We start from the raw sequence: 21871 nt of genomic DNA, 5'->3' as shown, positions 1-21871 counted from the left end.
TACCCCCCCGACTTCTCGGTCAGGTGTTGCCTTTCCGGGCACACTCTCGATGGGTCGGAAGCGGTCCCAGCCTTGTCTCGGAACCCCTGCGCCAACTCCTGTCTCCCGAACGCGTGTCCCGATTCTCTGTCCTGAATCCATGTCCTGGGATGAAAAACCGTTTGCCTCCGGTCGCACCGTGACGCGAACCTTTCACGGTTTGCTGCCGACCCCCCACGGTCGGTCGGTCGCCGGAACTCCACGGCATCGCCCCGGCCCCACCCCCTGACCCCACCCCTTACACGAGCCACTGGGACGTCATGCAGATTCAAGACCTTCCCTATCCCGACCCGGGTGTGCCGGAAGCACGCTCGGGTCCCCGATTCCTGTGGTGGCTCGGCCGGAATCAGCTCGGCGGGCAGTTCAAGGCCCTTGCCTGGGGACTGCTGCACTTCGTGGCCGTCTCCGGGCTGCCGTTCTGCGTCGGCCTCGCCGTCCAGGCAGTCGTCGACCGCTCCGGCACCCGACTCGCCCTGACCGGTGGGCTGCTGGTGCTGTGCGGCGCCTGCATCGCGCTGGGCGACACCATGCTGCACCGCGCCGCGGTCACCAACTGGATCACCGCCGCCGCGCGCGTCCAGCAGTTGCTGGCCCACAAGACCGCCCAGTTGGGCTCCGCCCTGACCCGACGTGTCGCGGCCGGCGAGGTCGTCGCGGTCTCGACCGGCGACGTCGAGAAGATCGGCTGGTTCGTGGAGGCCCTGTCGCGGTTCGCGGCGGCCGCCCTGACCGTCGTGCTGGTCTGTGTCGGCCTGGTCGTCTACCAGCCCGCGCTCGGCGTACTCGTCGCGCTGGGTGTGCCCGTCCTGGCGCTCGCCGTACTGCCGTTGCTGCCCCGTGCCACCCGGCGCGCGGACTTCCAGCGCGAGAAGGCCGGCCGCGCCACCGAGCTGGCCTCGGACACCGTCGCGGGCCTGCGCGTGCTGCGCGGCATCGGCGGCGAGGAACTGTTCCTCGACCGCTACCGCCGCGCCTCCCAGGAGGTCCGCCGCGCGGCCGTGCGCAGCGCCCGGATGTGGTCGCTGATCTCGGCCATCCAGGTGCTGTTGCCCGGCCTGCTGATGATCGCCGTCATCTGGCGCGGCGTTCACCTCGCCCGCGACGGCCGGATCACGGTCGGCGAACTCGTCACCGTGTACAGCGCGGTCATGCTGCTCACGTACCCATTGCGACACTTCGAGGAGATCGCGATGGCCTACTCCTTCTCCCGCCCGTCCGCCAAGCGCGCCGCCCGGGTACTGTCCCTGGAACGGGCCATGGACAGCGGCGGATCGCGCTCGGCCGAGGTGCCGGCCGGTGATCTGTACGACCCCGCGACCGGGCTGCTCGCGCCCGCCGGGCGGCTCACCGCCGTGGTGTGCGGCGACCCTGACGCGGCGGGTGTGCTCGCCGCGCGGCTGGGTGGCCACCCCACGGAGGGGGGAACCTCCGTGCTCCTTGGAGGCGTACCCCTCGACGACTTGCCGCTCGACTCCGCCCGTACGGCCGTCCTCGTCCAGGACAAGGACCCGGTGCTGCTGTCCGGCTCGCTGCGCGAGCTGCTCGACGTGCCTTCCTCGGGTCTTGTCAGCGCCGAGGCCGCACTGACCGCCGCGCAGTGCGGCGACGTCCTGGACGCGCTCACCCAGGGTTCGTTGGAGGCCGGGGACCCGATGGACGCCCGCATCACCGAACGCGGACGGTCCCTCTCCGGCGGCCAGCGCCAGCGCCTGGCCCTGGCCCGGTCGCTGATCACGGACCCCGAAGTCCTGGTCCTCGACGAGCCGACCTCCGCGGTCGACTCGCACACCGAGGCCCGGATCGCCGACGGCGTGCGCGCCCTGCGCGCCGGACGCACGACGGTCGTCCTCACCTCCTCGCCGCTGCTCCTGGACCACGCGGACCGGGTCGTTCTGGTGCACGAGGGCGAGGTCGTGGCGGTCGGCGTCCACCGCGAGCTGGTGCGCGGTGAGCCGCGGTACCGGGCCGTGGTGACCCGGGAGACCGATGACGAGGCCGCGCGGAGCGGTGCGAGGGCAGAGGACGGGGCAGCGCGGAGCCACGTGCGGGAAGAAGACGAGGCCGACCTGGGCGGCGTACTGAAGGAACTGGAAGAAATCGAGGAGACCGCATGATCGGCCTGGCCCCACCGGCCTACGACCCGGCGGCCCCGACGACGGCGCACACCCTGCCCGTCGGTGCCCCCGCGACCGTACGCGCCTACGTGATCGAACTCTTCCGGCGGCACCGTCGAGCCTTCCTGCTGCTCATCGCCGCCAACACGGTGGCCGTGGTGGCCTCGATGGCCGGCCCCTACCTGTTGGGCTCGATCGTCGAGCGGGTCTCGGACCACGCGCGGGAGCTCCATCTGGAGCGCACCGCCGCGCTGTTCGCCGTCGCACTCGTCGTGCAGGCCGTGTTCGTACGCGAGGTGCGGCTGCGCGGGGCCGTGCTCGGCGAGCGGATGCTGGCCGATCTGCGCGAGGACTTCCTCGTACGGTCGGTCGGGCTGCCGCCCGGCGTCCTCGAGCGGGCCGGCACGGGCGACCTGCTGTCCCGCATCACCACGGACATCGACCGGCTCGCCAACGCGATGCGCGAAGCCGTACCGCAGCTCGCCATCGGCGTGGTGTGGGTGGCCCTGCTGCTCGGCGGGCTCGCCGTGACCGCCCCACCGCTCGCCCCCGCCGTACTGGTCGCCGTGCCCATCCTGCTGATCGGCTGCCGCTGGTACTTCAAGCGCGCACCGTCCGCCTACCGCTCCGAGGCCGCCGGCTACGCCGCCGTCGCCGCCGCCCTCGCCGAGACCGTGGACGCGGGCCACACCGTCGAGGCGCACCGCCTGGGCGAGCGCCGCATCGAGCTGTCGGAGCGCCGGATCAAGGAGTGGACGGCCTGGGAGCGCTACACGCTCTGGCTGCGCACGGTGCTCTTCCCGGTCATCGGGGTCACGCACGTGGTGATCCTCTGCTCGGTCCTGATGATCGGCGGGGTCTTCGTCCTTCAGGGCTGGATCGGTGTGGGGCAGCTGACGACGGGCGCGCTCATCGCACAGATGCTCGTCGATCCGGTAGGCCTGATCCTGCGCTGGTACGACGAGCTGCAGGTCGCCCAGGTGTCGCTGGGCCGGCTGGTCGGTGTCCGGGACATCGAGCCCGACGCGAGCGACCCGGAGATGGTCCCCGACGGGCGGGACGTGCGCGCGGACGAGGTGCGCTTCGGCTACCGGGCCGGGGTGGACGTGCTGCGCGAGGTCTCCCTGGAGGTCGCCCCAGGCACCCGGCTCGCGCTGGTCGGACCGTCCGGCGCGGGCAAGTCCACCCTTGGCAGGCTGCTCGCCGGGATCTACGCGCCCCGGGACGGCCGTGTCACGCTCGGCGGTGCCGAACTGTCCCGGATGCCCGCCGAGGCGGTCCGCTCCCACGTGGCCCTGGTCAACCAGGAGCACCACGTCTTCGTGGGCTCCCTGCGCGACAACCTGCTGCTCGCCAGGACGGGAGCGGTCGACGCCGAGCTGTGGGCGGCGCTCGGGGCGGTCGACGCGGAGGGCTGGGCGCGGGCGCTGGACGACGGTCTGGACACCGAGGTCGGCTCGGGCGGGCTCGCGCTCACCCCGGCCCAGGCCCAGCAGATCGCCCTGGCCCGGCTGGTCCTCGCCGATCCGCACACCCTGGTCCTGGACGAAGCGACCTCGCTGCTCGACCCGCGCGCGGCCCGTCACCTGGAACGCTCGCTGGCCCGCGTCCTCGACGGACGCACCGTCGTCGCCATCGCCCACCGGTTGCACACCGCCCACGACGCGGACGTCATCGCCGTCGTGGAGAACGGCCGGATCAGTGAGCTGGGCAGTCACGACGAGCTGGTCGCGGCGGACGGCGCCTACGCGGCGCTGTGGAGGTCCTGGCACGGGTGAGGGTGCCCTGCCGGTGCGGTCCGCGCTCATGTGCGGCAGCGGTCGCACCGGCGCCCGGGACCTGCCTCCGCGGGCGGGCCCGTACCGCGTCGGACCGTGTGGCGTTGCGCAGTGCCGAACCGGAGTGGAAGGCTGGATATCGGCACCGGCTCGGGGAACGCCCGGGAACCACCCGGTTCGCGAAGGGCGAAGCCTGTGTCGAGTGGCCCGCGCGCCCGCCGTCGAGCGCGGTGGGATCGGGCTCGCCCGCATCACCTGGAGGTACCCGTGAACAGCGTCGACGGATGGGGAGACGACGTCTACCAGCCCGACGGATCCGAGGTACAGGACGACGCGGGGCTGCTCGACTCCGAGGACACCCTGCTCTCCGACGGTGTCGGTGACCCGCTCGACCGGGGTTGGTCCCCGCCGGAGCGGCCGTGGGCGGTGGAGCACTCCGGGGTGACCGCCGCGGAGCGCCGACAGGGTGAGAGCCTGGACCAGCGCCTCGCGGAGGAGATGCCCGACGTCGCGGAGCCGGACGGGGACGGCATCGGAGACTGCCAGGGCACCGACGGCGAAGCCTGGGACAACGAAGTGGGCGCCAGCCGCTCCGGTCGTCTCGTCGCCCCCAATGAAGGAGCGCACGAGGACGACGAGAGCGGGCTGATCGCCACCGACGTCGGCATCGACGGGGCCGCGGCCTCGGCCGAGGAGGCCGCGATGCACATCGTCGACGAGGACACCGCGTCCGGCTGACCGGCCCCCGCCCCTCTCCCCCAAGGAGCACCCATGCAGCAGGACAAGCACCCCGACTACCACTCCGTCGTCTTCCGCGACCGCGCCGCCGGGTACGCGTTCCTCACCCGGTCCACCGCGACGAGCGACCAGACCATCGAGTGGGACGACGGCGAGACCTACCCGGTCGTCGACGTCGAGATCTCCTCGGAGAGCCACCCCTTCTACACGGGCAAGGCCCGGACCGTGGACTCGGAGGGCCGGATCGCACAGTTCGAGAGGCGGTACGGGGGTGCGGGGCAGGGAGCGGACAAGGACGGGTCGGCGTGAGGGATTGCCCCCCGCGCTCGGGCGTGTGGGGCTGACGCTCCTCCTCGGGCCTGCGGGGCTGACGCGCTGGCTCAGATGAAGTTGAGCGCCGCCGCGCAGCCCACTCCTCCGAGCAGCATGAAGACCGGCATGAGCACCTTGAGCTCGACCCAGCTGCCGGCCCGGAAGCGCATCGCCTTGGGCGGGCCGATCGGGTACCAGCGCTTGCGGCCGATCGGGATGGGCCACAGGACCGGGCAGCCGGACACCGTGAGCGCGTCGCCTATGTCGTGCACCAGGGCGCCCAGGACGATCGGCAGGCCGAGCCACAGGTACTCCTGGCCCGGCGCGGTGAACAGCCAGTCCGAACCGTTGCCCGGCTTGTCCAGGACTCCGGCGAGGATCCAGGCACTGGTCGCGGCCAGCAGCCAGACCAGGACGTCGCTGCTGGAGCCGCGAGCGGCCCGCCACAGAAGTCCCTCGATCGCGAGCACCATGTGCACGAAGAGGATGGCCAGGACCGCCCAGCGGCCACCTGTGATCGCGAGGACCGCGGTGCCCGCGCCGATCATCACCGCCCACAGCCAGGTGTGCGTCAGCGTGCGATGGCCGCCGTTGCGCCGTGGGTCGCCCGGCTTGCGGGTCGACTTGTAGACGGCGTACGAGAGCTTGTCGACGATCTCGCACAGGGTCCGTGAGACGGGCCCGAAGGCCCGCGAGATCGTCGCCGCCTTGTGGTCCAGGTCGGGGGCGAGCGCGGCACCCGCGCAGATCAGGGCGCCGACGAGGAGAACCGGCCAGGGCATCGTGTGACCGGTGGCGGCCGCTGCCGCTCCGACGCCGAGCCAGGCCGCGGCTCCCGAGAGTGAGTGTGCTGGTCCCATCATGACCGTTCCCCGCCCTATTCTTCTTTAGCCGCTGTCCAGTTGCCCGCATACGCTGACGCTTCGTCGGCGCCACAGCGTAACGGTCGTGATCTTCGGACGAGCATCCGATTCCCCCATCGAGCGGGTCGACAGGCAAGATGGGGGCGTGACCCTCATCGATCAGCTGCCGCAGACCCCAGATCCCGACGCCCTCTACGAAGCCTTCGAGTCGTGGGCCGGGGAACGCGGTCTCACGCTCTACCCCCATCAGGAGGAGGCGCTGATCGAGGTGGTCTCGGGTGCGAACGTGATCGTCTCGACGCCCACCGGCTCGGGCAAGAGCATGATCGCCGCGGGGGCCCACTTCGCCGCGCTCGCCCGTGACGAGGTCACCTTCTACACGGCGCCGATCAAGGCACTGGTCTCGGAGAAGTTCTTCGAGCTGTGCAAGATCTTCGGCACCGAGAACGTCGGCATGCTGACCGGCGACGCCTCCGTGAACTCCGACGCCCCCGTCATCTGCTGCACCGCCGAGGTGCTGGCGTCCATCGCGCTGCGGGACGGCAAGCACGCCGACGTCGGCCAGGTCGTCATGGACGAGTTCCACTTCTACGCCGAGGCCGACCGCGGCTGGGCGTGGCAGATCCCGATCCTGGAACTGCCGCAGGCGCAGTTCATCCTGATGTCGGCGACGCTCGGCGACGTCGCGATGTTCGAGAAGGACCTCACCCGGCGCACCGGACGGCCCACGTCGGTGGTCCGCTCGGCGACCCGGCCCGTGCCGCTCTCCTACGAATACGTGCTGACCCCGCTGACGGAGACGCTCACCGAGCTGCTCGCGACCAAGCAGGCTCCGGTCTACATCGTCCACTTCACGCAGGCGCAGGCCGTGGAGCGGGCGCAGGCGCTCATGAGCATCAACATGTGCACGCGCGAGGAGAAAGACCAGATCGCCGAGCTGATCGGCAATTTCCGTTTCACCACCAAGTTCGGCCGCAACCTCTCCCGGTACGTACGCCACGGCATCGGAGTGCACCACGCGGGCATGCTGCCCAAGTACCGGCGACTGGTGGAGAAACTGGCCCAGGCCGGTCTGCTGAAGGTCATCTGTGGCACGGACACCCTCGGTGTCGGCGTCAACGTCCCGATCCGCACCGTGCTGTTCACGGCGCTGACGAAGTACGACGGCAACCGGGTGCGCACGCTCCGTGCCCGTGAGTTCCACCAGATCGCCGGCCGCGCCGGGCGCGCCGGATTCGACACGGCGGGCTTCGTCGTGGCGCAGGCGCCCGAGCACGTCATCGAGAACGAGAAGGCGCTCGCCAAGGCGGGCGACGACCCGAAGAAGCGCCGCAAGGTGGTCCGCAAGAAGGCTCCCGAGGGCTTCGTCGGCTGGACGGACAACACGTTCGAGAAGCTCATCGCCTCCGATCCCGAGCCGCTCACCTCCCGCTTCCGGGTCACCCACACCATGCTCCTGGCGGTGATCGCCCGGCCCGGGAACGCCTTCGAGGCGATGCGGCATCTGCTGGAGGACAACCACGAGCCGCGCAAGCAGCAGCTGCGCCACATCCGGCGGGCGATCGCGATCTACCGCTCGCTCCTCGACGGCGGCATCGTCGAGAAGCTCGACGAGCCGGACGCCACGGGTCGCATCGTGCGCCTCACCGTGGATCTGCAACAGGACTTCGCGCTCAACCAGCCGCTGTCGACCTTCGCGCTCGCCGCGTTCGAGCTGCTGGACCCCGAGTCGCCCTCCTACGCCCTGGACATGGTGTCCGTCGTGGAGTCCACCCTGGACGACCCGCGGCAGATCCTCGCGGCCCAGCAGAACAAGGCGCGCGGCGAGGCCGTGGCGGCGATGAAGGCGGACGGCGTCGAGTACGAGGAGCGCATGGAACGGCTCCAGGACGTGTCGTACCCCAAGCCGCTGGAGGAGCTGCTCTTCCACGCCTACAACACCTACCGCAAGAGCCACCCGTGGGTCGGCGACCATCCGTTGTCGCCGAAGTCCGTCATCCGTGACATGTACGAACGGGCCATGTCCTTCACGGAGTTCGTCTCCCACTACGAGCTCGCCCGTACTGAGGGCATCGTCCTGCGCTACCTCGCGAGTGCCTACAAGGCGCTGGAACACACCGTCCCGGACGACCTCAAGTCCGAGGACCTGGAGGATCTGATCGCCTGGCTGGGCGAGCTGGTGCGCCAGGTCGACTCGAGTCTCCTCGACGAGTGGGAGCAGCTCGCCAACCCCGAGGAGATGACGGCCGAGGAGGCCCAGGAGAGGGCCGACCAGGTCAAGCCGGTCACATCGAACGCCCGCGCCTTCCGTGTCCTCGTCCGCAACGCGATGTTCCGCCGTGTCGAACTCGCCGCACTCGACAACGTCGACGAGCTCGGTGAGATGGACGGCGAATCCGGCTGGGACGCCGACGCCTGGGGCGAGGCGATGGACAAGTACTGGGACGAGTACGAGGACCTCGGCACGGGCCCCGACGCACGTGGCCCCAAGCTGCTGTCGATCGTGGAGGAGCCGCAGAACGCACTGTGGCGCGTCCGTCAGACCTTCGCCGACCCGAACGGCGATCACGACTGGGGCATCAGCGCGGAGGTCGACCTGGTGGCCTCCGACGCGGAGGGCCGTGCCATCGTCAAGGTCACCGACGTCGGCCAGTTGTGAGCACAGGAGAATCCCCCACATGACGAACCCAGCCGAGAGGCTCGTCGACCTGCTCGACCTGGAGCAGATCGAGGTCAACATCTTCCGTGGCCGCAGCCCGGACGAATCACTGCAGCGGGTCTTCGGCGGCCAGGTGGCGGGCCAGGCCCTGGTGGCGGCCGGGCGCACCGCCGAGGCCGACCGGCCGGTGCACTCACTGCACGCGTACTTCCTGCGCCCGGGCCGGCCGGGCGTGCCGATCGTGTACCAGGTCGAACGGGTCAGGGACGGGCGGTCGTTCACCACCCGTCGCGTCACCGCCGTGCAGCAGGGGCGCACGATCTTCAATCTGACCGCCTCCTTTCACAAGCCTGAGGATGGGAGCTTCGAGCACCAGTTGCCGCCGACCCGCGAGATACCGCACCCGGAGTCGCTGCCGACGGTCTCGCAGGAGATCACCGAGCATCTGGGCGCGCTTCCCGAGTCGCTGGAGCGCATGGCACGCCGCCAGCCGTTCGACATCCGGTACGTGGACGGACTGCGCTGGACCCCGGAGGAGATAAAGGACGCGGAGCCCCGCAGCGCGGTGTGGATGCGTGCCGTCGGGCCACTGGGCGACGACCCGCTCGTGCACACCTGCGCCCTCACCTACGCGAGCGACATGACCCTCCTGGACGCCGTCCGCATCCCGGTGGAGCCGCTGTGGGGTCAGCGCGGCTTCGACATGGCCTCGCTCGACCACGCGATGTGGTTCCACCGGCCGTTCCGCGCGGACGAGTGGTTCCTCTACGACCAGGAGTCGCCGATCGCGACGGGCGGTCGCGGGCTGGCCCGCGGGCGCATCTACGACCTGGAGGGACGCCTGCTCGTCTCGGTCGTCCAGGAGGGGCTTTTCCGGGCTCTGTAGGGATGCAGGAAAAGGGTCAGGGGCTTCTGCGGCGCAGCCACCCGAGGAGCCTGCGTGGCCGCTCGGACTCCACGGTCGGGGCCCGGTCGTCGAGCGCGGCTTCCCGCGGTCGCGAGGCCACCGGAGCCGCCGCGCCGAAGGAGGAGACCGGCGTCGGCGATGCCTTCGGCGTCGGGCGGGGCGCGGGGCGGAGCTCTCGGGCCTCGACGAGTGCTTGGCCAAGGTCCGCACGGAGCCAGCTGATCTCGTCGGGATCCTCGGCCGTCATGATGCGCGAGACGAGGTGCGCGGCGGGCGTGTCCGGCGCGGCGCCGTGGGCGGCCCGCTCGGGCCGGAAGCGGTTCAGATACGCGCGCTCGTAGGGGTCCCTGACGATCTCGGCCACCTGAACGGGGTCGAGCAAGGAGGCCACGATCGCGGCCTGCGCCCAGGGATCCTCGGTCTGCCGCAGCAGGAATCCCATGTGCCGGCCCCGCCAGTTGCGAGGGCGGAGGTCCAGGCCGGCTTCCAGCTGGTCGCGGAGTCCCTCGGGGGTACGGCCCTTCAGCAGCGGGGTGTTCTGCTCGTCCGCCCCGAACTGGCGCAGTTCTTCGGCCAGGTACAGCCAGACCACAGCCCTGTACCGGTTCAGGTAGAACTTCACGGGCACCATCAGACCCAGGCGCGCGAAGCGCGTGAACCTGGCGGCCGTCACGCCCATGAGCGCCGCGCCCTCCGTGGTGCCGACGGCCTTCACGCGTTCCCTCAATGCCTCGGGGAAGCCGTCCTCGGAGCGCACCCGCTCGATCTCCGCACGATTGACGCGGCGTCCGCCGCCCCCCTCGTCGGGAACGGTGCGGACGCATCCGAGGTGCAGGGCGAGATCGAACTCGCCGCGCTTGAGCTCCAGTTCTCGCGCGGCGCGTGCGAGCGACGATGTGGCGGACCTCGATGCGGTGGACTGTGAGGCGGTGGACTGTGGGGCGGTGGACTGCGTGATGGTGTTGCCGGACATGACGGTTCTCCCCCGTGGAGTACGGTGCTCGCGCCGTCGGGCGCTTGCTTCGAGAAAAACCGTAGCCGGTTCGGCCGATCTCGCGGCGAGCCTGTGGATAACTCTGACCGCGATGACGTATCCGCAGGTCAGAGATCTACGGAAGACGAACGTTCCGGTTGGCGTACGTCCACGCCGAGGTGTTCGCCGACACGGTTGACGAGCAGTGTCATCTCGTAGGCGACCTGGCCGATGTCGGCTTCCGCGGCGCTGAGGACACACAGACAGCTGCCCGAGCCCGCCGCGGTGACGAAAAGTACCGCGTCGTCGAACTCGATCATCGTCTGACGCACCTGACCGGTGCCGAAGTACCGACCTGAGCCCTTCGCCAGGCTGTGCAGGCCCGACGAGACCGCCGCGAGGTGCTCGGCGTCCTCACGTCGAAGTCCTGTGCTCGCGCCGGTCACCAGCCCGTCGTTGGACAACACCAACGCGTGCCGTACGTGTTCGACGCGCTCGGTCAGATCGTCGAGCAGCCAGCCGAGCCCCGTGTTCTGTGCCATGCGCCATCTCCCCGTGATGCTTTTCCCCCTGGCTGGAGGATCCGACCAGCCAGCCTTCCTCACGGCCGCCCTCCGGGCAAGGAGGATGGGCGCATGGCACAGAAGATGACCGATGAGCAATGGCGGGCCTTCGTCTCGCAGGGCACCCGCACCGGAAAGCTGTCGACCGTCCGCGCCGACGGAAGTCCGCACGTGGCGCCGATCTGGTTTCTACTGGACGGCGACCACGTGCTCTTCAACACCGCGAAGGAGAGTGTCAAGGGACGGAATCTGGCCCGCGACGGGCGAGTCGCCCTCTGCGTGGACGACGACCGGCCGCCGTTCGACTTCGTGGTTCTGGAGGGTCGTGCCGAGTTGTCGGAGGATCTGGACGAGCTGCGTCACTGGGCAGCTCGGATCGGCGCACGCTACATGGGTGAGGACCGGGCCGAGGAGCTCGGGAAGCGCAACGGCGTCCCGGGTGAACTCCTCGTCCGCGTGAGGATCGAGAAGGTCGTGGCTTGGGCCTCGATGACGGCCTAGGTCCCTCCCTCGGAGACCTCGGCCCGATTGTTCCCTGGCCTCAACCGACGGAGTCGAGCAGCCGGGCGGTGTGCACCCGCCCGGCGTACTCCACGAGCCGGATGAGTACCTCCTTCCCGGAGTCGCGGTCCCGGGCGTCGCAGAGCACCACGGGCGTGCCGCGGTCGAGGTCGAGGGCACGCGACACGTCCTGGGCGCCGTAGGCGCGGGCGCCCGTGAAGCAGTTGACGGCCACCACGAACGGGATGTGCCGGTGCTCGAAGTAGTCCACCGCGGGAAAGCAGTCCTCGAGCCTGCGGGTATCCGCGAGGACGACGGCCCCCAACGCGCCCTGCGACAACTCGTCCCACAGGAACCAGAACCGGTCCTGGCCCGGCGTGCCGAAGAGGTAGAGGGAGAGGCCGGACCGGATGGTGATGCGTCCGAAGTCCATGGCGACGGTCGTCGTGACCTTGTGGTCCACGCCGTCGGTGTCGTCCACCGACTGACCCGCCTCGCTGAGCAGTTCCTCGGTGCGCAGCGGCCTGATCTCGCTGACCGCGCCCACCAGGGTGGTCTTGCCCACGCCGAACCCGCCGGCGACCAGTATCTTCAACGCCAGGGCGGTCGTTTCATCGGCCGAGGCGTCGGAGTTCTCGGAGACCATCGATCACTTCTCTCGGGAGTGGCGGCAGCGCTCGGCGTCGGTCGAACGGTGCCGGGTATGCGTCGGTGCCTGTGTGCGCGTGTGTGGAATCGCGTCGTTCATCGGGGTGTACGGAGTCGCGTGGTTCACCTGGACGTGTGGAGCCGCGTCGTTCATCTAGAGCGCCCTCAGTCCCTCGATCACCTCGCGGAGGATCCGCTCGTCGGGCAGTTGTGCGGGCGGCACCGGGCGGCTGATGCTGACGCAGCCCAGTTCCAGCAGGTCGCCGAGCAGCACTCTGACCACGCCCACCGGCAGATCCGCGCCCGCGGCGAGTTCGGCCACGGACTGCGTCTCCGTGCGGCACAGGTCGATGAGGGCCCGGTGTTCCGGCCCGAGCAGGGAGTCCTCGTCGACTCCGGGTGCACCCTTGTCGAGGGTGACCAGGGCGATCAGGTCGAAGCGCACTCCGGTGGGGCCCGGCTTGGTGCGGCCGCCCGTCATCGCGTAGGGACGGACGAGCGGTCCCGCTTCGCTGTCGTACCACTGGCTGCCCGCGAGGTCCTCGGTCATCTGCTCCGCCCGCCCTCGGTCATCCGGCGGCGGGCGGCTGCGCGGCGACCCGCGGCGGCGTGTAGAGGTGCTCGCCGACGCGCTTGACCAACCGCGCCATCTCATAGGCCACCAGACCGATGTCGGCCGTGACCGCGGTGAGGACGGCGAGGCACGAGCCGTCGCCCGCTGCCGCGACGAACAGGAAGCCGTCGTCCATCTCCACCATCGTCTGGCGTACGCCTCCGGCGCCGAAGTGGCGCCCCGCGCCCTTGGCGAGACTGTGAAAGCCCGAGGCGATGGCGGCCAGGTGTTCGGCGTCCTCGCGCCTGAGGCCGGTGGAGGAACCCACCGCCAGTCCGTCGTTCGACAGCACCACCGCATGCCGCACTTCGGTGACGCGCAGCACCAAGTCGTCCAGCAGCCAGTCGAGTTCGCCGGATCGCTGGGCTGCCCTCATGCTCGGGTCCTGGATCACGCGGGGTCTCCTTCACTGCTGTCGCTGCCCGCATCGGGGTCTGGGAGGGCGCCGCGACCGGGTGTTCTGCCGCCGCCGCGCGCCCAGCCGTCGCGGTAGGCCGCCATACGATCGCGTACGAGTTCGGGGGTGCGTGTGTCGTCGTGCTGATGGGCCGCCACTTGTGTCGGCTCCTCGGCTCGCTGTACGCGCAGTTGGGGCGCGAGGCTCGCCTGCCGTACGCGCCGTGGGAGGTCGTCGGACCCCTCGGAGTCGTCCGGAGGGCGGTGCAGCCGCAAAGTGGTGACTCCAGGTGGTGTCGTTTCCGGCGAGCCGTTCACAGGGGTTTCGGACAAGACGTTCGCGGGGGTTTCCGGCGAACCGTTCACGGGGGCTTCCGGCGAGCCGTGCGCCGGGGGTTCGACAGCGGTCTGCACGAGGGGCACGAGCGCGGGCCGCTCGATGGGCGCCTGGACGGAGGTGTGCTCCGGGGCGGCCGATACACGCGCGTACTCGCGTTCGTCGGGCCTTTCGTTGTCTGTCTTGCGGGGGGAACGTTCCGTCGCGCCTGCGTGCAGCAGCGCGGTCGGCAACAGGACGACGGCGGTGGTGCCCCCGTAGGGCGAGGTGCGCAGGTGCACCCTGATGCCGTGCCGGGCCGCGAGCCTGCTGACCACGAAGAGACCGAGCCGATCGCTGTCGAACAGGTCGAGCGCCTCGGACTGTTCGATGCGCCGATTGGCCTCGTCGAGCGTCTCCTTGCCCATCCCGAGCCCTCGGTCCTCGACCTCCACGGCGTAGCCGTTGCCGACCGGTTCGCCCGTGATGCGGACTCGGGTGTGCGGCGGGGAGAACTGGGCGGCGTTCTCGACGATCTCCGCCAGGAGGTGGGTGAGGTCGGCCACGGCGGCGCCCCCCACCGCTGCCTCGGGCAGCTGTCGTACCTCCACGCGCGCGTAGTCCTCGACTTCGGACACGGCCGCGCGGACCACGTTCGTCAGCGAGACCGGCATGCGCCAGGCCCGGCCGGGTGCGGCACCGGAAAGGATGATCAGGCTCTCCGCGTGGCGCCGCATCCGGGTGGTGAGGTGGTCGAGCCGGAAGAGGTCACTCAGTTCGTTCGGGTCCTCGGACCTGCGCTCCATGCTGTCCAACAGGCTCAGTTGGCGGTGCACGAGGACCTGGCTGCGCCGGGCGAGATTGACGAAGACCCCCGAGATCCCGCTGGCCAGTTCCGCGCGTTCGACGGCGGCGCGCAGGGCGGCCCGGTGCACGGTGCCCAGGGCCTCCGCGACCTGTCCGGTCTCGTCCTCCGAGGGAGGTCCTGGTGGAGCCTCCGCGCGGACGTCGATCTCCTCCCCCGCGCGCAGCTTGCGCATCGCCTCGGGCAGCTTGCGTCGAGCGATCTCGAGGGCGCTGTTGCGCAGGAGCACCAGCTCGACGACGAGGCCGCGTCCGATGCGTACGGAGATCACGAGCGAGGCGGCGACGGCGGCGAGGCCGAACACGACAGCGGCGCCGGCGGGTGTCAGCAGACCGCGGGTCAAGGGGTCGGCCCGGTCCGCGACACCCCGGCCCGCTTTCGCCTCGATGGCGCGCATGGCGTCCTGCACGCGCGCGTGGGCGGTGTTCCAGTCGGCTTCCGGCGCGGCGTCGACGGCGATTCCGCCGGGCCTCGACGCGAGCACCTTGTCCTCGACGGCTCGTACGTCGGCGTACGCGCTCCCCGTCACGAGGTCGCGCCAGGAGGCCTGTTCGGGTCCACGCAGATCCGCGACGGCGGCGTCGGTCAGGGCGCGGCGGGTGGCGACCGCCCCGGTGAACTGCCGCAGTCGCTCACCGTCCAGGGTGTGGGCGAGCCGGGCACCGGACAGCACGGTGTCCTCCTGGGCCAGCGCCTCGCCGGCCCGGGAGAATTCGAGGAGTACGCGCGCGTCGGAGCCCAGGTCGGCGTCCTGGATGCCGGTGAGGGCGCCCCCGACCGCGAAGGCCACCGAAATGGTCCTGGTGTACTGCCCGTACGCCTCGTCCCATCCGGTACGGCGCTCCAGTACGGCGGCGCGCAGGGGCCCCAGGCTCTCGGCCCCGTTGACGAAGGCGTCGAGCCGTCCGGCCACTCCGGCGGGCAGGTCGGCGCCGTCGGCGACGGTGTTGTGGTCGCCCAGTCGCAGCTTCGCCACCGCGCGGTCGGTGCGTTCCGCCAGCGTCTTGAGATCGCTCTGTGGCTCGGAGTTCGGGTCGGTCGCATGGCGGACGGCGGCCGCGCGTTCGGCCTGGAGCGCGGCGACGGCGTCGTCGACCGGGGCTCGGACGGTGGAGTCCACGCGCTGCAACTGCCGCAGCCGCGCGACGTCCTGAGCGGTACTCACCGTGGCGTACGCCCACAGGGCGAGCAGAGAGACGACCGGCACCATGAGCAGGCAGACGATCTTGGCCCGCACTGTACGAGGACGTAGGCGCCATCGTCCCGCGCGCGCGGATGCCTCCGGCGGCGACCCTGTGGCGTCCTCGTCGGGGTCGGTGTACTCGTCGGCGGGCGGTCCCGCGTGGGCGCGGCGGCCGCGCTGCGGGGGTGGGGCCGACGGCTCGGCGCCGGCTGCAGGGGTCCTACGGGGTGTACGCATGGCCTCCTCGCTCGGAGTGGTTCGGGGCGTGCCGTCCGAGCCGTCGTGGCTCGGGCCCGCCCCTAGCGGGCGACGCTCTCGACCGGCCGCTGGGCCGATGCGGATGCCTCGCGCTCGCGGGCCGTCGGGGACAGCGCGACGAATGCAGAGGTCAGGAAGAGATAGGACCCGAGGCCGACGGCGAGGGGGAAGATGAACTGCATCGCCGTGGCCCCGGGAAGGGCCTCCCCGGAGGGGCTGACATGCACGCTCACCGCCATCATTCCGGTGTAGTGCATGCTGCTCACCGCCCCGCCCATGACGAGGGAGGCGACGGCGACCGCGACGGGCGACCTGATGTTGAGTGCCGCCCACAGGGCCGCGGTGGCCGCGACCACGGCGATCACGACGGAGAGCCCGACGAGCACCGGGTCGTAGCGCACGGCGCCGTGCAGCCGCAGCGCCGCCATGCCCAGGTAGTGCATGCTCGCGACGCCGAGTCCGGTGGTGAGCCCGCCCAGGACGAGCGCACGGCCCCGGTCGCGGCCGTAGCCGACGGCGAAGACGCCCGCGCCCACGACGACCATCGCGACGAGCAGACTGAGGATGGTCAGCGGCACGTTGTAGCGGATTTCCGTACCGCTGACACTGAAGCCGAGCATCGCCACGAAGTGCATCGTCCAGATGCCGGTGCCGATCGCGGAGGCCGCGGTGAGCAGCCAGTTGCGGCGCGAGCGCCCGGTGGCGCCGAGCGCCCGGACCGTGCAGCGCAGCCCCAGGGCGGCGCCTATACAGGCCATCACGTACGACAGCACGGGGGTCAGCCAGCCGAAGGCGGCGTGGTCCAGGTGTCCCATGGCCCAGGGACGCTAGTCCGGTCAGGGGCGCACAAAGGGAGCGCATTTCGAAAGGTGTTGAAATATGACACAGACAGGTACGTGACCGATCGCGTGACGCTCGAACGTGTGCACAGCGTCGCACTTCATGTCGGTGAGAGATCATGCGGGCATGAGCGACGACCACACACACGTCCAGGAGTTCTTCACGGCGCGCGCGGCCGACTGGGACGCGCGGTTCCCCGACGACGGGCCGGCCTATGCGGCGGCGGTCGGCGAACTCGGTCTGCGCGAGGGGGACCGTGTACTCGACGCGGGCTGCGGTACCGGGCGGGCGCTGCCGCCGCTGCGCGCGGCCGTGGGGCCCTCCGGAGTGGTCGTCGCAGCCGATCTGACCCCGGCCATGCTGGCGGCCGCGGTACGGGCCGGACGGCACCGCGACGGGCAGTTGCTGCTCGCCGACGTGGCTGCGCTGCCGCTGCGCTCGGAGTCGCTGGACGCCGTCCTCGGGGCGGGGCTGATCGCGCATCTGCCCAACCCCGCCGAGAATCTGCGGGAGTTGGCGCGGGTGGTGCGGCCCGGCGGCACGCTGGCGCTGTTCCATCCGATCGGCCGGGCCGCGCTCGCTGCGCGCCAAGGGCGCCGGATCACACCGGACGACCTGAGGGCGGAGGCCAATCTCCGCCCTCTGCTGGCTGCTTCCGGCTGGGACATGACCTCGTACGTCGACGAGGACGCCCGCTTCCTGGCGCTGGCCACACGGCGGGGCTGAGGTCTCAGACCATTCCGGCGACCTCGGCCGCGAAGGCGTCGGGGTTGTCGAACATGACGTTGTGCCCCGCACCGGGAACGGTCACCACCCGGACTCCGGCGGCCTCCAGCCCCTCCCTGTTCGCCAGTTCACCGCTCAGGGCCCCCTGAAGGTAGACACGGTCCGCCGTCAGGTCTTCGAGCAGGTGCCGCATCGTGGGGACCGTGCCGCGCGCAAGGCCGATCGCGGTGCGGTGCAGCGCACGCGGGTCGGCGAGCCGCATGGTCGCCGCCCAGGAGGGGCCGACTTTGTCGAGCACGCGCGCGTGGCCACCGTTTTCGACGTACTCCTCCTCCGTGTACGAGGCGATGCCGCTGCTGCCCGCCTTGACCGGTGGATACGGGTCGAGGTTCGCCTCCACGAGGACCAGCCTGGAGACGAGCTCGGGACGTCGATGGGCGAGCACGATGGCCACCGCGCCGCCCATGCTGTGCGCGACCAGCTCCGCCGCCGTGACACCGGCCTCGTCCAGGGCGGCCGCCAGCGCGTCCGCGTGGTCCTCCAGGGTGTAGCCGAAGTCCGCGGGCCGATCACTGATGCCGTGACCGGGCAGATCGACGAACAGGGTCCGGCGCCCTGCCAGTTCGGGCCGGGCCGCGATGTGGGCGTTGTAGACCGTCGAGGCCGACCCCAGTCCGTGTACGTACACCCGGGCCGGTTCAGCGCCCGTCGCCTCCGTCCAGCGGATGCGGCTTCCCTTGCCGTCGAACTCGGCCTGCCTCATCGCTCTCCCTCAGGTCTGCGTCATCGTTTCTCGTGCTCCAGGAGAATACCTCGGGTTCGATGTATAGAGGAAGCGATGTACCAAGGTAGTGATGTACACCGCTGGTGCGGCAGAATGCGGAGCATGCTTGAGCTGGCCATCCTCGGCTTTCTGTACGACGCCCCGCTGCACGGCTACGAGCTGCGCAAGCGCATCACCGCGCTGACCGGCCACGTGAAGCCCGTCGCGGAGAGCACGCTCTATCCCGCGATCAAGCGGCTGGAGAAGGCGGGGTCGCTGGCGCGGGCGACGCAGCCCGGCTCCGTGGCTGCCCCTCGTCATGTCCTGACGCTCACCGAGGAGGGGAGAAGCGAGTTGCGCCGCCGGCTCGCGGACCCCGTACAGCGCGACATCACCGACGAGAACCGCTGGTTCACGGTGCTCGCCTTCCTCAGGCATCTGGCCGACCCCGCGGCGCAGGCCGCGGTACTGCGCCGCAGGCTCGCCTTCCTGGAGGAGCCCGCGAGCTTCTTCTACGAAGGCGACCGGCCATTGCGCGCCGAAGAGCTCGACGATCCCTTCCGGCAGGGCATTCTCACGATCGCCCGGGCCACGAGCCAGGCCGAACTCACCTGGCTGCGGGCCACGATCGACTCACTCGAAGGGAAAGTTCGCGGCGCTTCACCGGACCGTCCCTCTTCTGCCGCCGGGCCTTCAACTCTACGTTGAGTAGCAGCAGGTGAACGATCAGCGATGGCAACCGCGCAGGGGGAAGGTGGCCCGATGACCGGAATGTTCGGCAGACTCCGCGAGATATGGCGCCGGAAGGCGGCCGACGGGGCCGAGGCGCAGCGGCCCGCCAAGCGGCGACCGGAGAAACGTACACACAATCTTTTCGAGGCGGCCGCGGCCTATGTGTCGGCCTGCGCGGAGGACGACCAGGAGCAGATCGACGAGGCCGCGGCCTGGGTGTCGCCCGAGGCCCTGTCGTTCGGGGTGAATGAGCTGGCCTGCCGTGCCGTCATCGCTCTGGCGCGGGAGCGCGACGAGTCGCCTCGGACGGTGGCGCGGACGCTGCTCGGCCTGCCCGCCGCCTGACCGCGGTGGACGCAGGTCGGGCGTTTCGCCCCCGTCCAGCCGGATAACTGCAGCTCCGCGTCTGTTTCGGGCTCGTGACAAGCACCTTCGGGGCGCATTATGGTGCGCCGACGAACGTAGCGATCGGGAGGCTGGGATGGCCGGGACGGACGATGGCGCCGTCGCCACCGGGGACGACGACGCGCTGTATGTGCTGACAGCGGTGCTGCTGACGCCCGCGAAGTTCCCCAGCGTGCTGGGGGACGACTACCCGGAGGCCTGCGCGGCGCTCGACCTGGCACCCCTGGCCGACGGGTACGGCCTCGTGCTCGGCCAGGATGGCGAGGGTGCACGGTGGACGGTCGTGATCGACGACGTCTCGCTGGTCGCCGTCGCCATCGCGTCCTGGGACTGCGGGATGGAGCACGAGCTGTCGCCCGACGAGCGCACGGTCGTCTCCGCGCTGCCCGGCTGGCCCCTGGACGTCGCTGTCGCGGCTCCCGGGGTGCCGGCCCCGCACGACCCCGCGCCCGAGCTCACGGAGCGGCCCGCGCTCACCCCACCGAACACCGCAACCTGGGGACCGGCCCAACGGCGGCTCGGAGCCGACGAGATCGCCCTCCAGTGGGCGATCTGGCGGGAACAGATCGACGACGGCGACTTCGTCACGTCGGAGGACGCCGCCGAGCCCGAGGACGCCCACCAGGACGAGACCGAGAGCACCGACGTCGACAGCGGCAGCGGCAAGACCCGCAGCGGTATCCGCCGGGTGCTCGCGGAGGCGCGCTCCTACGTGGACACCCCGCCGCCCCTGGGCCGCGTCCGCTCGTCCTTCGCCACCGGCGACGCCCGGACCCTGCGCGCGGACGGCCCCGGCTGGTCCATGGTCGCCCGGACCGACGACATCGCCTTCGTCCTCCTTGACGAGGAGCCCGGAGAGGTCCTGCCCGTCGGCCGGGGCCCGGAACTGCCCGGTCTCCTGGAGGCCCTCGACAAGATGGCCGTACGCCCCAGCTGACCGGTCGCGCAGCGGGGCGCTCCTCGCCCCGGACGAAGCGGGGCACGCACCCGCTCGCGGACCCTGCCGACGGCACGGTCCGCGAGCGGCGACCGAGCCGCCTCCCGCATGCCGGGAGACGCACCCGATCGGCAGCGCCTCAGCGCCCGAGTTCCTTGCGGGTGATGCGGCGCAGCCTGCGCCGCTGCGAGGGATCCAGTGTCAGGTACGCGGCCGCCGGAACTCCCACCACGATCAGGAAGGAGACCCACCAGGGCAACCAGATCAGCAGGATGAGGCCGACCGCCACACCACCTGCAGCGATCTTCGCGTTCTTCGACATGTGTCGCCTCCTTCGCGGCTGCTGCCGCTCTCTGTCCTGAAAACGGGTACGCGCTTCTCACGGTTCCAGTGCGCAACCCTGAGACATCCCTGAGGCGCTCCCCTGACTCACCCCTGAGACCCACCGCGCTCACTCACCCCCTGAGACCTTCCGCGGCTGCTCGGTCCTGAGGGATTCGCCGACCTCGTGCATGTGACGCAGGGCTTGCCGGTAGGAGTCGACGAGCCCGGTTTCCGCGTATGGGATACCCAATTCCCGACAGTGTGCGCGCACCAGCGGCTGGGCGAGCCTCAGATGGGGTCGGGGCATGCTGGGAAACAAGTGGTGCTCGATCTGGTAGTTGAGACCACCGAGGAACCAGTCGGTCAGAGCGGCACCGCGGACATTGCGGGAGGTGAGCACCTGACGGCGCAGATGGCCCCAGCGCTCGCCGTCCGGGTCGGGCATTTCCATGCCCTTGTGGTTGGGCGCGAAGGCCATGCCCAGGTGCAGGCCGAACAGTGCCTGGTGCAGAGCGGCGAAGGCCAGGGCCTTGCCGAGGGACATGGAGGCGAGCAGCAAGGTCGCATATGCCACGACGTGGGTCACCAGCAGCAGTGCCTCCACCACCCGATCACGCGGGGGCTGCCGGCGCAGGTCCTGGAAGCCGTGGACCTTCAGGGCGACGCCTTCCAGGAGAGTGAGCGGGAAGAAGAGCCAGGCCTGGTTGCGGGTGAGCCAGCGCCGGAAGCCCACTCGGACCTCGGCCTGCTCACCGGTGAAGACCAGGACGTCGGCGACGACGTCGGGATCCTTGTCGATGTGGTTCGGGTTGGCGTGGTGGCGGTTGTGCTTGTGGTTCCACCAGGAGTAGCTCAGTCCGAGGAGCAGGTTGCCGTGGACCAGGCCGATCGCACGGCCGACCCCCTTGTTGCCGGTGATCTGCGTGTGGCCCGCGTCGTGGCCTATGAAGGCCGTGCGGGCCGAGAACACGGCGAGCAGCGGGGCGAGGACGAGCGCCCACCAGGAGTTGCCGATCAGGGCGACGCCCGTCACGACCGCGGCCAGGGCCAGCGCGCTCACGGTGATCGCGCGTGCGTACCAGCCATGGCGCCGGTCCAGGAGACCCCGAGCCCTGACGGTGCGCAGGAGGGGCGCGAAGTCGCTTCCTGGGCTCTGCCCGACACCCACCCCTGGAAGGTCTTCCACGACGGCTGTGGCGGTCTGGGGCATGGCGGGTCTCCGGTTTCTCAGGCAAGGAGCTGACCTGATGAAACGTACGAACCAGCGACCCTCGGCGACCATGACGCCACCACCCGCGTCCGTACTGAGGCTTTCCCCGTCCATCGAGGGGGGTTACGTACACCCCCGGCCCGGGGAGAGCCACGTCACGGTCCGGGCATCCCCGCCCGGTGTTCGCGGTGCTGTACCCTCGGCGACT

22 protein-coding genes are annotated in these 21871 nt (G+C 70.6%); 11 read left to right on the top strand and 11 right to left on the bottom strand.

The features are described 5' to 3' along the window. Window positions 1-299 precede the first annotated feature (299 nt). From ACZ7M3_RS01265 to ACZ7M3_RS01250, 4 genes are all read left to right on the top strand, one after another. Window positions 300-2153: an ABC transporter transmembrane domain-containing protein gene (locus tag ACZ7M3_RS01265; protein ID WP_472059883.1), complete on the top strand. Its 1854-nt coding sequence runs from the start codon at window positions 300-302 to the stop codon at window positions 2151-2153. Then, window positions 2150-3931: an ABC transporter ATP-binding protein gene (locus ACZ7M3_RS01260; protein ID WP_472059882.1), complete on the top strand. Its 1782-nt coding sequence runs from the start codon at window positions 2150-2152 to the stop codon at window positions 3929-3931. Before ACZ7M3_RS01265 ends, ACZ7M3_RS01260 begins: the two co-directional genes overlap by 4 nt. A 267-nt stretch (window positions 3932-4198) precedes the next feature. Further along, entirely contained in the window at window positions 4199-4669 is a 471-nt protein-coding gene (locus ACZ7M3_RS01255; protein WP_067372614.1) for a DUF5709 domain-containing protein, read from the top strand. Between the two features lie 33 nt (window positions 4670-4702). After that, window positions 4703-4978 (top strand): type B 50S ribosomal protein L31, encoded by a 276-nt coding sequence (locus tag ACZ7M3_RS01250; protein ID WP_095856076.1) that lies wholly within the window; start codon window positions 4703-4705, stop codon window positions 4976-4978. Between the two features lie 71 nt (window positions 4979-5049). Here ACZ7M3_RS01250 and ACZ7M3_RS01245 read toward each other — a convergent pair whose 3' ends face one another. Continuing rightward, window positions 5050-5844: a metal-dependent hydrolase gene (locus ACZ7M3_RS01245; RefSeq protein ID WP_472059881.1), complete on the bottom strand. Its 795-nt coding sequence runs from the start codon at window positions 5842-5844 to the stop codon at window positions 5050-5052. A 145-nt stretch (window positions 5845-5989) separates the two neighbouring features. Here ACZ7M3_RS01245 and ACZ7M3_RS01240 point away from each other — a divergent pair, with 145 nt between their 5' ends. Then, window positions 5990-8503 carry a DEAD/DEAH box helicase gene (locus tag ACZ7M3_RS01240; protein ID WP_472059880.1) on the top strand — a complete coding sequence of 838 codons (2514 nt, stop codon included), beginning with the start codon at window positions 5990-5992 and terminating at the stop codon, window positions 8501-8503. Window positions 8504-8522: 19 nt separating this feature from the next. After that, window positions 8523-9389, top strand: a complete 867-nt coding sequence (locus tag ACZ7M3_RS01235; RefSeq protein WP_472059879.1) for an acyl-CoA thioesterase — start codon at window positions 8523-8525, stop codon at window positions 9387-9389. Window positions 9390-9405: 16 nt separating this feature from the next. Here the strand turns inward: ACZ7M3_RS01235 and ACZ7M3_RS01230 are convergent, their stop codons facing one another. Further along, the gene (locus ACZ7M3_RS01230) at window positions 9406-10383 is read right to left on the bottom strand and encodes a DUF6397 family protein (RefSeq protein WP_472059878.1); all 978 of its coding nucleotides are present in this window, start codon (window positions 10381-10383) and stop codon (window positions 9406-9408) included. Between the two features lie 128 nt (window positions 10384-10511). Then, on the bottom strand, window positions 10512-10925 hold the full coding sequence (locus tag ACZ7M3_RS01225; protein ID WP_067372598.1) for a roadblock/LC7 domain-containing protein: 414 nt from the start codon (window positions 10923-10925) through the stop codon (window positions 10512-10514). A 93-nt stretch (window positions 10926-11018) separates the two neighbouring features. Here ACZ7M3_RS01225 and ACZ7M3_RS01220 point away from each other — a divergent pair, with 93 nt between their 5' ends. Beyond that, window positions 11019-11447: a PPOX class F420-dependent oxidoreductase gene (locus ACZ7M3_RS01220; RefSeq protein WP_450424094.1), complete on the top strand. Its 429-nt coding sequence runs from the start codon at window positions 11019-11021 to the stop codon at window positions 11445-11447. 40 nt (window positions 11448-11487) lie between these two features. Here the strand turns inward: ACZ7M3_RS01220 and ACZ7M3_RS01215 are convergent, their stop codons facing one another. The 5 genes from ACZ7M3_RS01215 to ACZ7M3_RS01195 all read right to left on the bottom strand — a co-directional run bounded on the left by ACZ7M3_RS01215 (window position 11488) and on the right by ACZ7M3_RS01195 (window position 16541). Beyond that, complete coding sequence (locus ACZ7M3_RS01215) at window positions 11488-12093, bottom strand: GTP-binding protein (protein ID WP_060902484.1); 606 nt, start codon at window positions 12091-12093, stop codon at window positions 11488-11490. A gap of 156 nt (window positions 12094-12249) precedes the next feature. Next, window positions 12250-12645 carry a DUF742 domain-containing protein gene (locus tag ACZ7M3_RS01210; RefSeq protein ID WP_472059877.1) on the bottom strand — a complete coding sequence of 132 codons (396 nt, stop codon included), beginning with the start codon at window positions 12643-12645 and terminating at the stop codon, window positions 12250-12252. 19 nt (window positions 12646-12664) lie between these two features. Continuing rightward, a complete protein-coding gene (locus ACZ7M3_RS01205; RefSeq protein ID WP_472059876.1) occupies window positions 12665-13102 on the bottom strand; it encodes a roadblock/LC7 domain-containing protein in 438 nt (145 codons plus the stop codon). Continuing rightward, window positions 13099-15705: a sensor histidine kinase gene (locus tag ACZ7M3_RS01200; protein ID WP_472059875.1), complete on the bottom strand. Its 2607-nt coding sequence runs from the start codon at window positions 15703-15705 to the stop codon at window positions 13099-13101. The genes ACZ7M3_RS01205 and ACZ7M3_RS01200 overlap by 4 nt, the downstream gene beginning before the upstream one ends. Before the next feature lie 62 nt (window positions 15706-15767). Further along, on the bottom strand, window positions 15768-16541 hold the full coding sequence (locus ACZ7M3_RS01195) for an MHYT domain-containing protein (protein WP_095856066.1): 774 nt from the start codon (window positions 16539-16541) through the stop codon (window positions 15768-15770). Between the two features lie 151 nt (window positions 16542-16692). On the opposite strand from ACZ7M3_RS01195, the gene ACZ7M3_RS01190 reads away from it, so the two are divergent. Next, a complete protein-coding gene (locus tag ACZ7M3_RS01190; protein WP_472059874.1) occupies window positions 16693-17292 on the top strand; it encodes a class I SAM-dependent methyltransferase in 600 nt (199 codons plus the stop codon). A gap of 4 nt (window positions 17293-17296) precedes the next feature. Here the strand turns inward: ACZ7M3_RS01190 and ACZ7M3_RS01185 are convergent, their stop codons facing one another. Next, on the bottom strand, window positions 17297-18055 hold the full coding sequence (locus ACZ7M3_RS01185; protein WP_472059873.1) for an alpha/beta fold hydrolase: 759 nt from the start codon (window positions 18053-18055) through the stop codon (window positions 17297-17299). A gap of 123 nt (window positions 18056-18178) precedes the next feature. Here ACZ7M3_RS01185 and ACZ7M3_RS01180 point away from each other — a divergent pair, with 123 nt between their 5' ends. From ACZ7M3_RS01180 to ACZ7M3_RS01170, 3 genes are all read left to right on the top strand, one after another. Further along, a complete protein-coding gene (locus ACZ7M3_RS01180) occupies window positions 18179-18763 on the top strand; it encodes a PadR family transcriptional regulator (RefSeq protein ID WP_472059872.1) in 585 nt (194 codons plus the stop codon). 54 nt (window positions 18764-18817) lie between these two features. Then, window positions 18818-19132: a hypothetical protein gene (locus ACZ7M3_RS01175; RefSeq protein ID WP_373559013.1), complete on the top strand. Its 315-nt coding sequence runs from the start codon at window positions 18818-18820 to the stop codon at window positions 19130-19132. 136 nt (window positions 19133-19268) lie between these two features. Next, entirely contained in the window at window positions 19269-20129 is an 861-nt protein-coding gene (locus ACZ7M3_RS01170; protein WP_472059871.1) for a hypothetical protein, read from the top strand. Window positions 20130-20268: 139 nt separating this feature from the next. On the opposite strand, the gene ACZ7M3_RS01165 is transcribed toward ACZ7M3_RS01170, so the two are convergent. Both ACZ7M3_RS01165 and ACZ7M3_RS01160 read right to left on the bottom strand, forming a co-directional pair. Next, window positions 20269-20451 (bottom strand): hypothetical protein, encoded by a 183-nt coding sequence (locus ACZ7M3_RS01165; RefSeq protein WP_067372573.1) that lies wholly within the window; start codon window positions 20449-20451, stop codon window positions 20269-20271. Window positions 20452-20580: 129 nt separating this feature from the next. Next, window positions 20581-21663, bottom strand: a complete 1083-nt coding sequence (locus ACZ7M3_RS01160; RefSeq protein ID WP_472059870.1) for a fatty acid desaturase family protein — start codon at window positions 21661-21663, stop codon at window positions 20581-20583. Window positions 21664-21871 lie beyond the last annotated feature (208 nt).

Source organism: Streptomyces sp. NPDC111656 (assembly GCF_055656965.1).
This window is presented reverse-complemented; position numbering and strand designations above follow the sequence as displayed.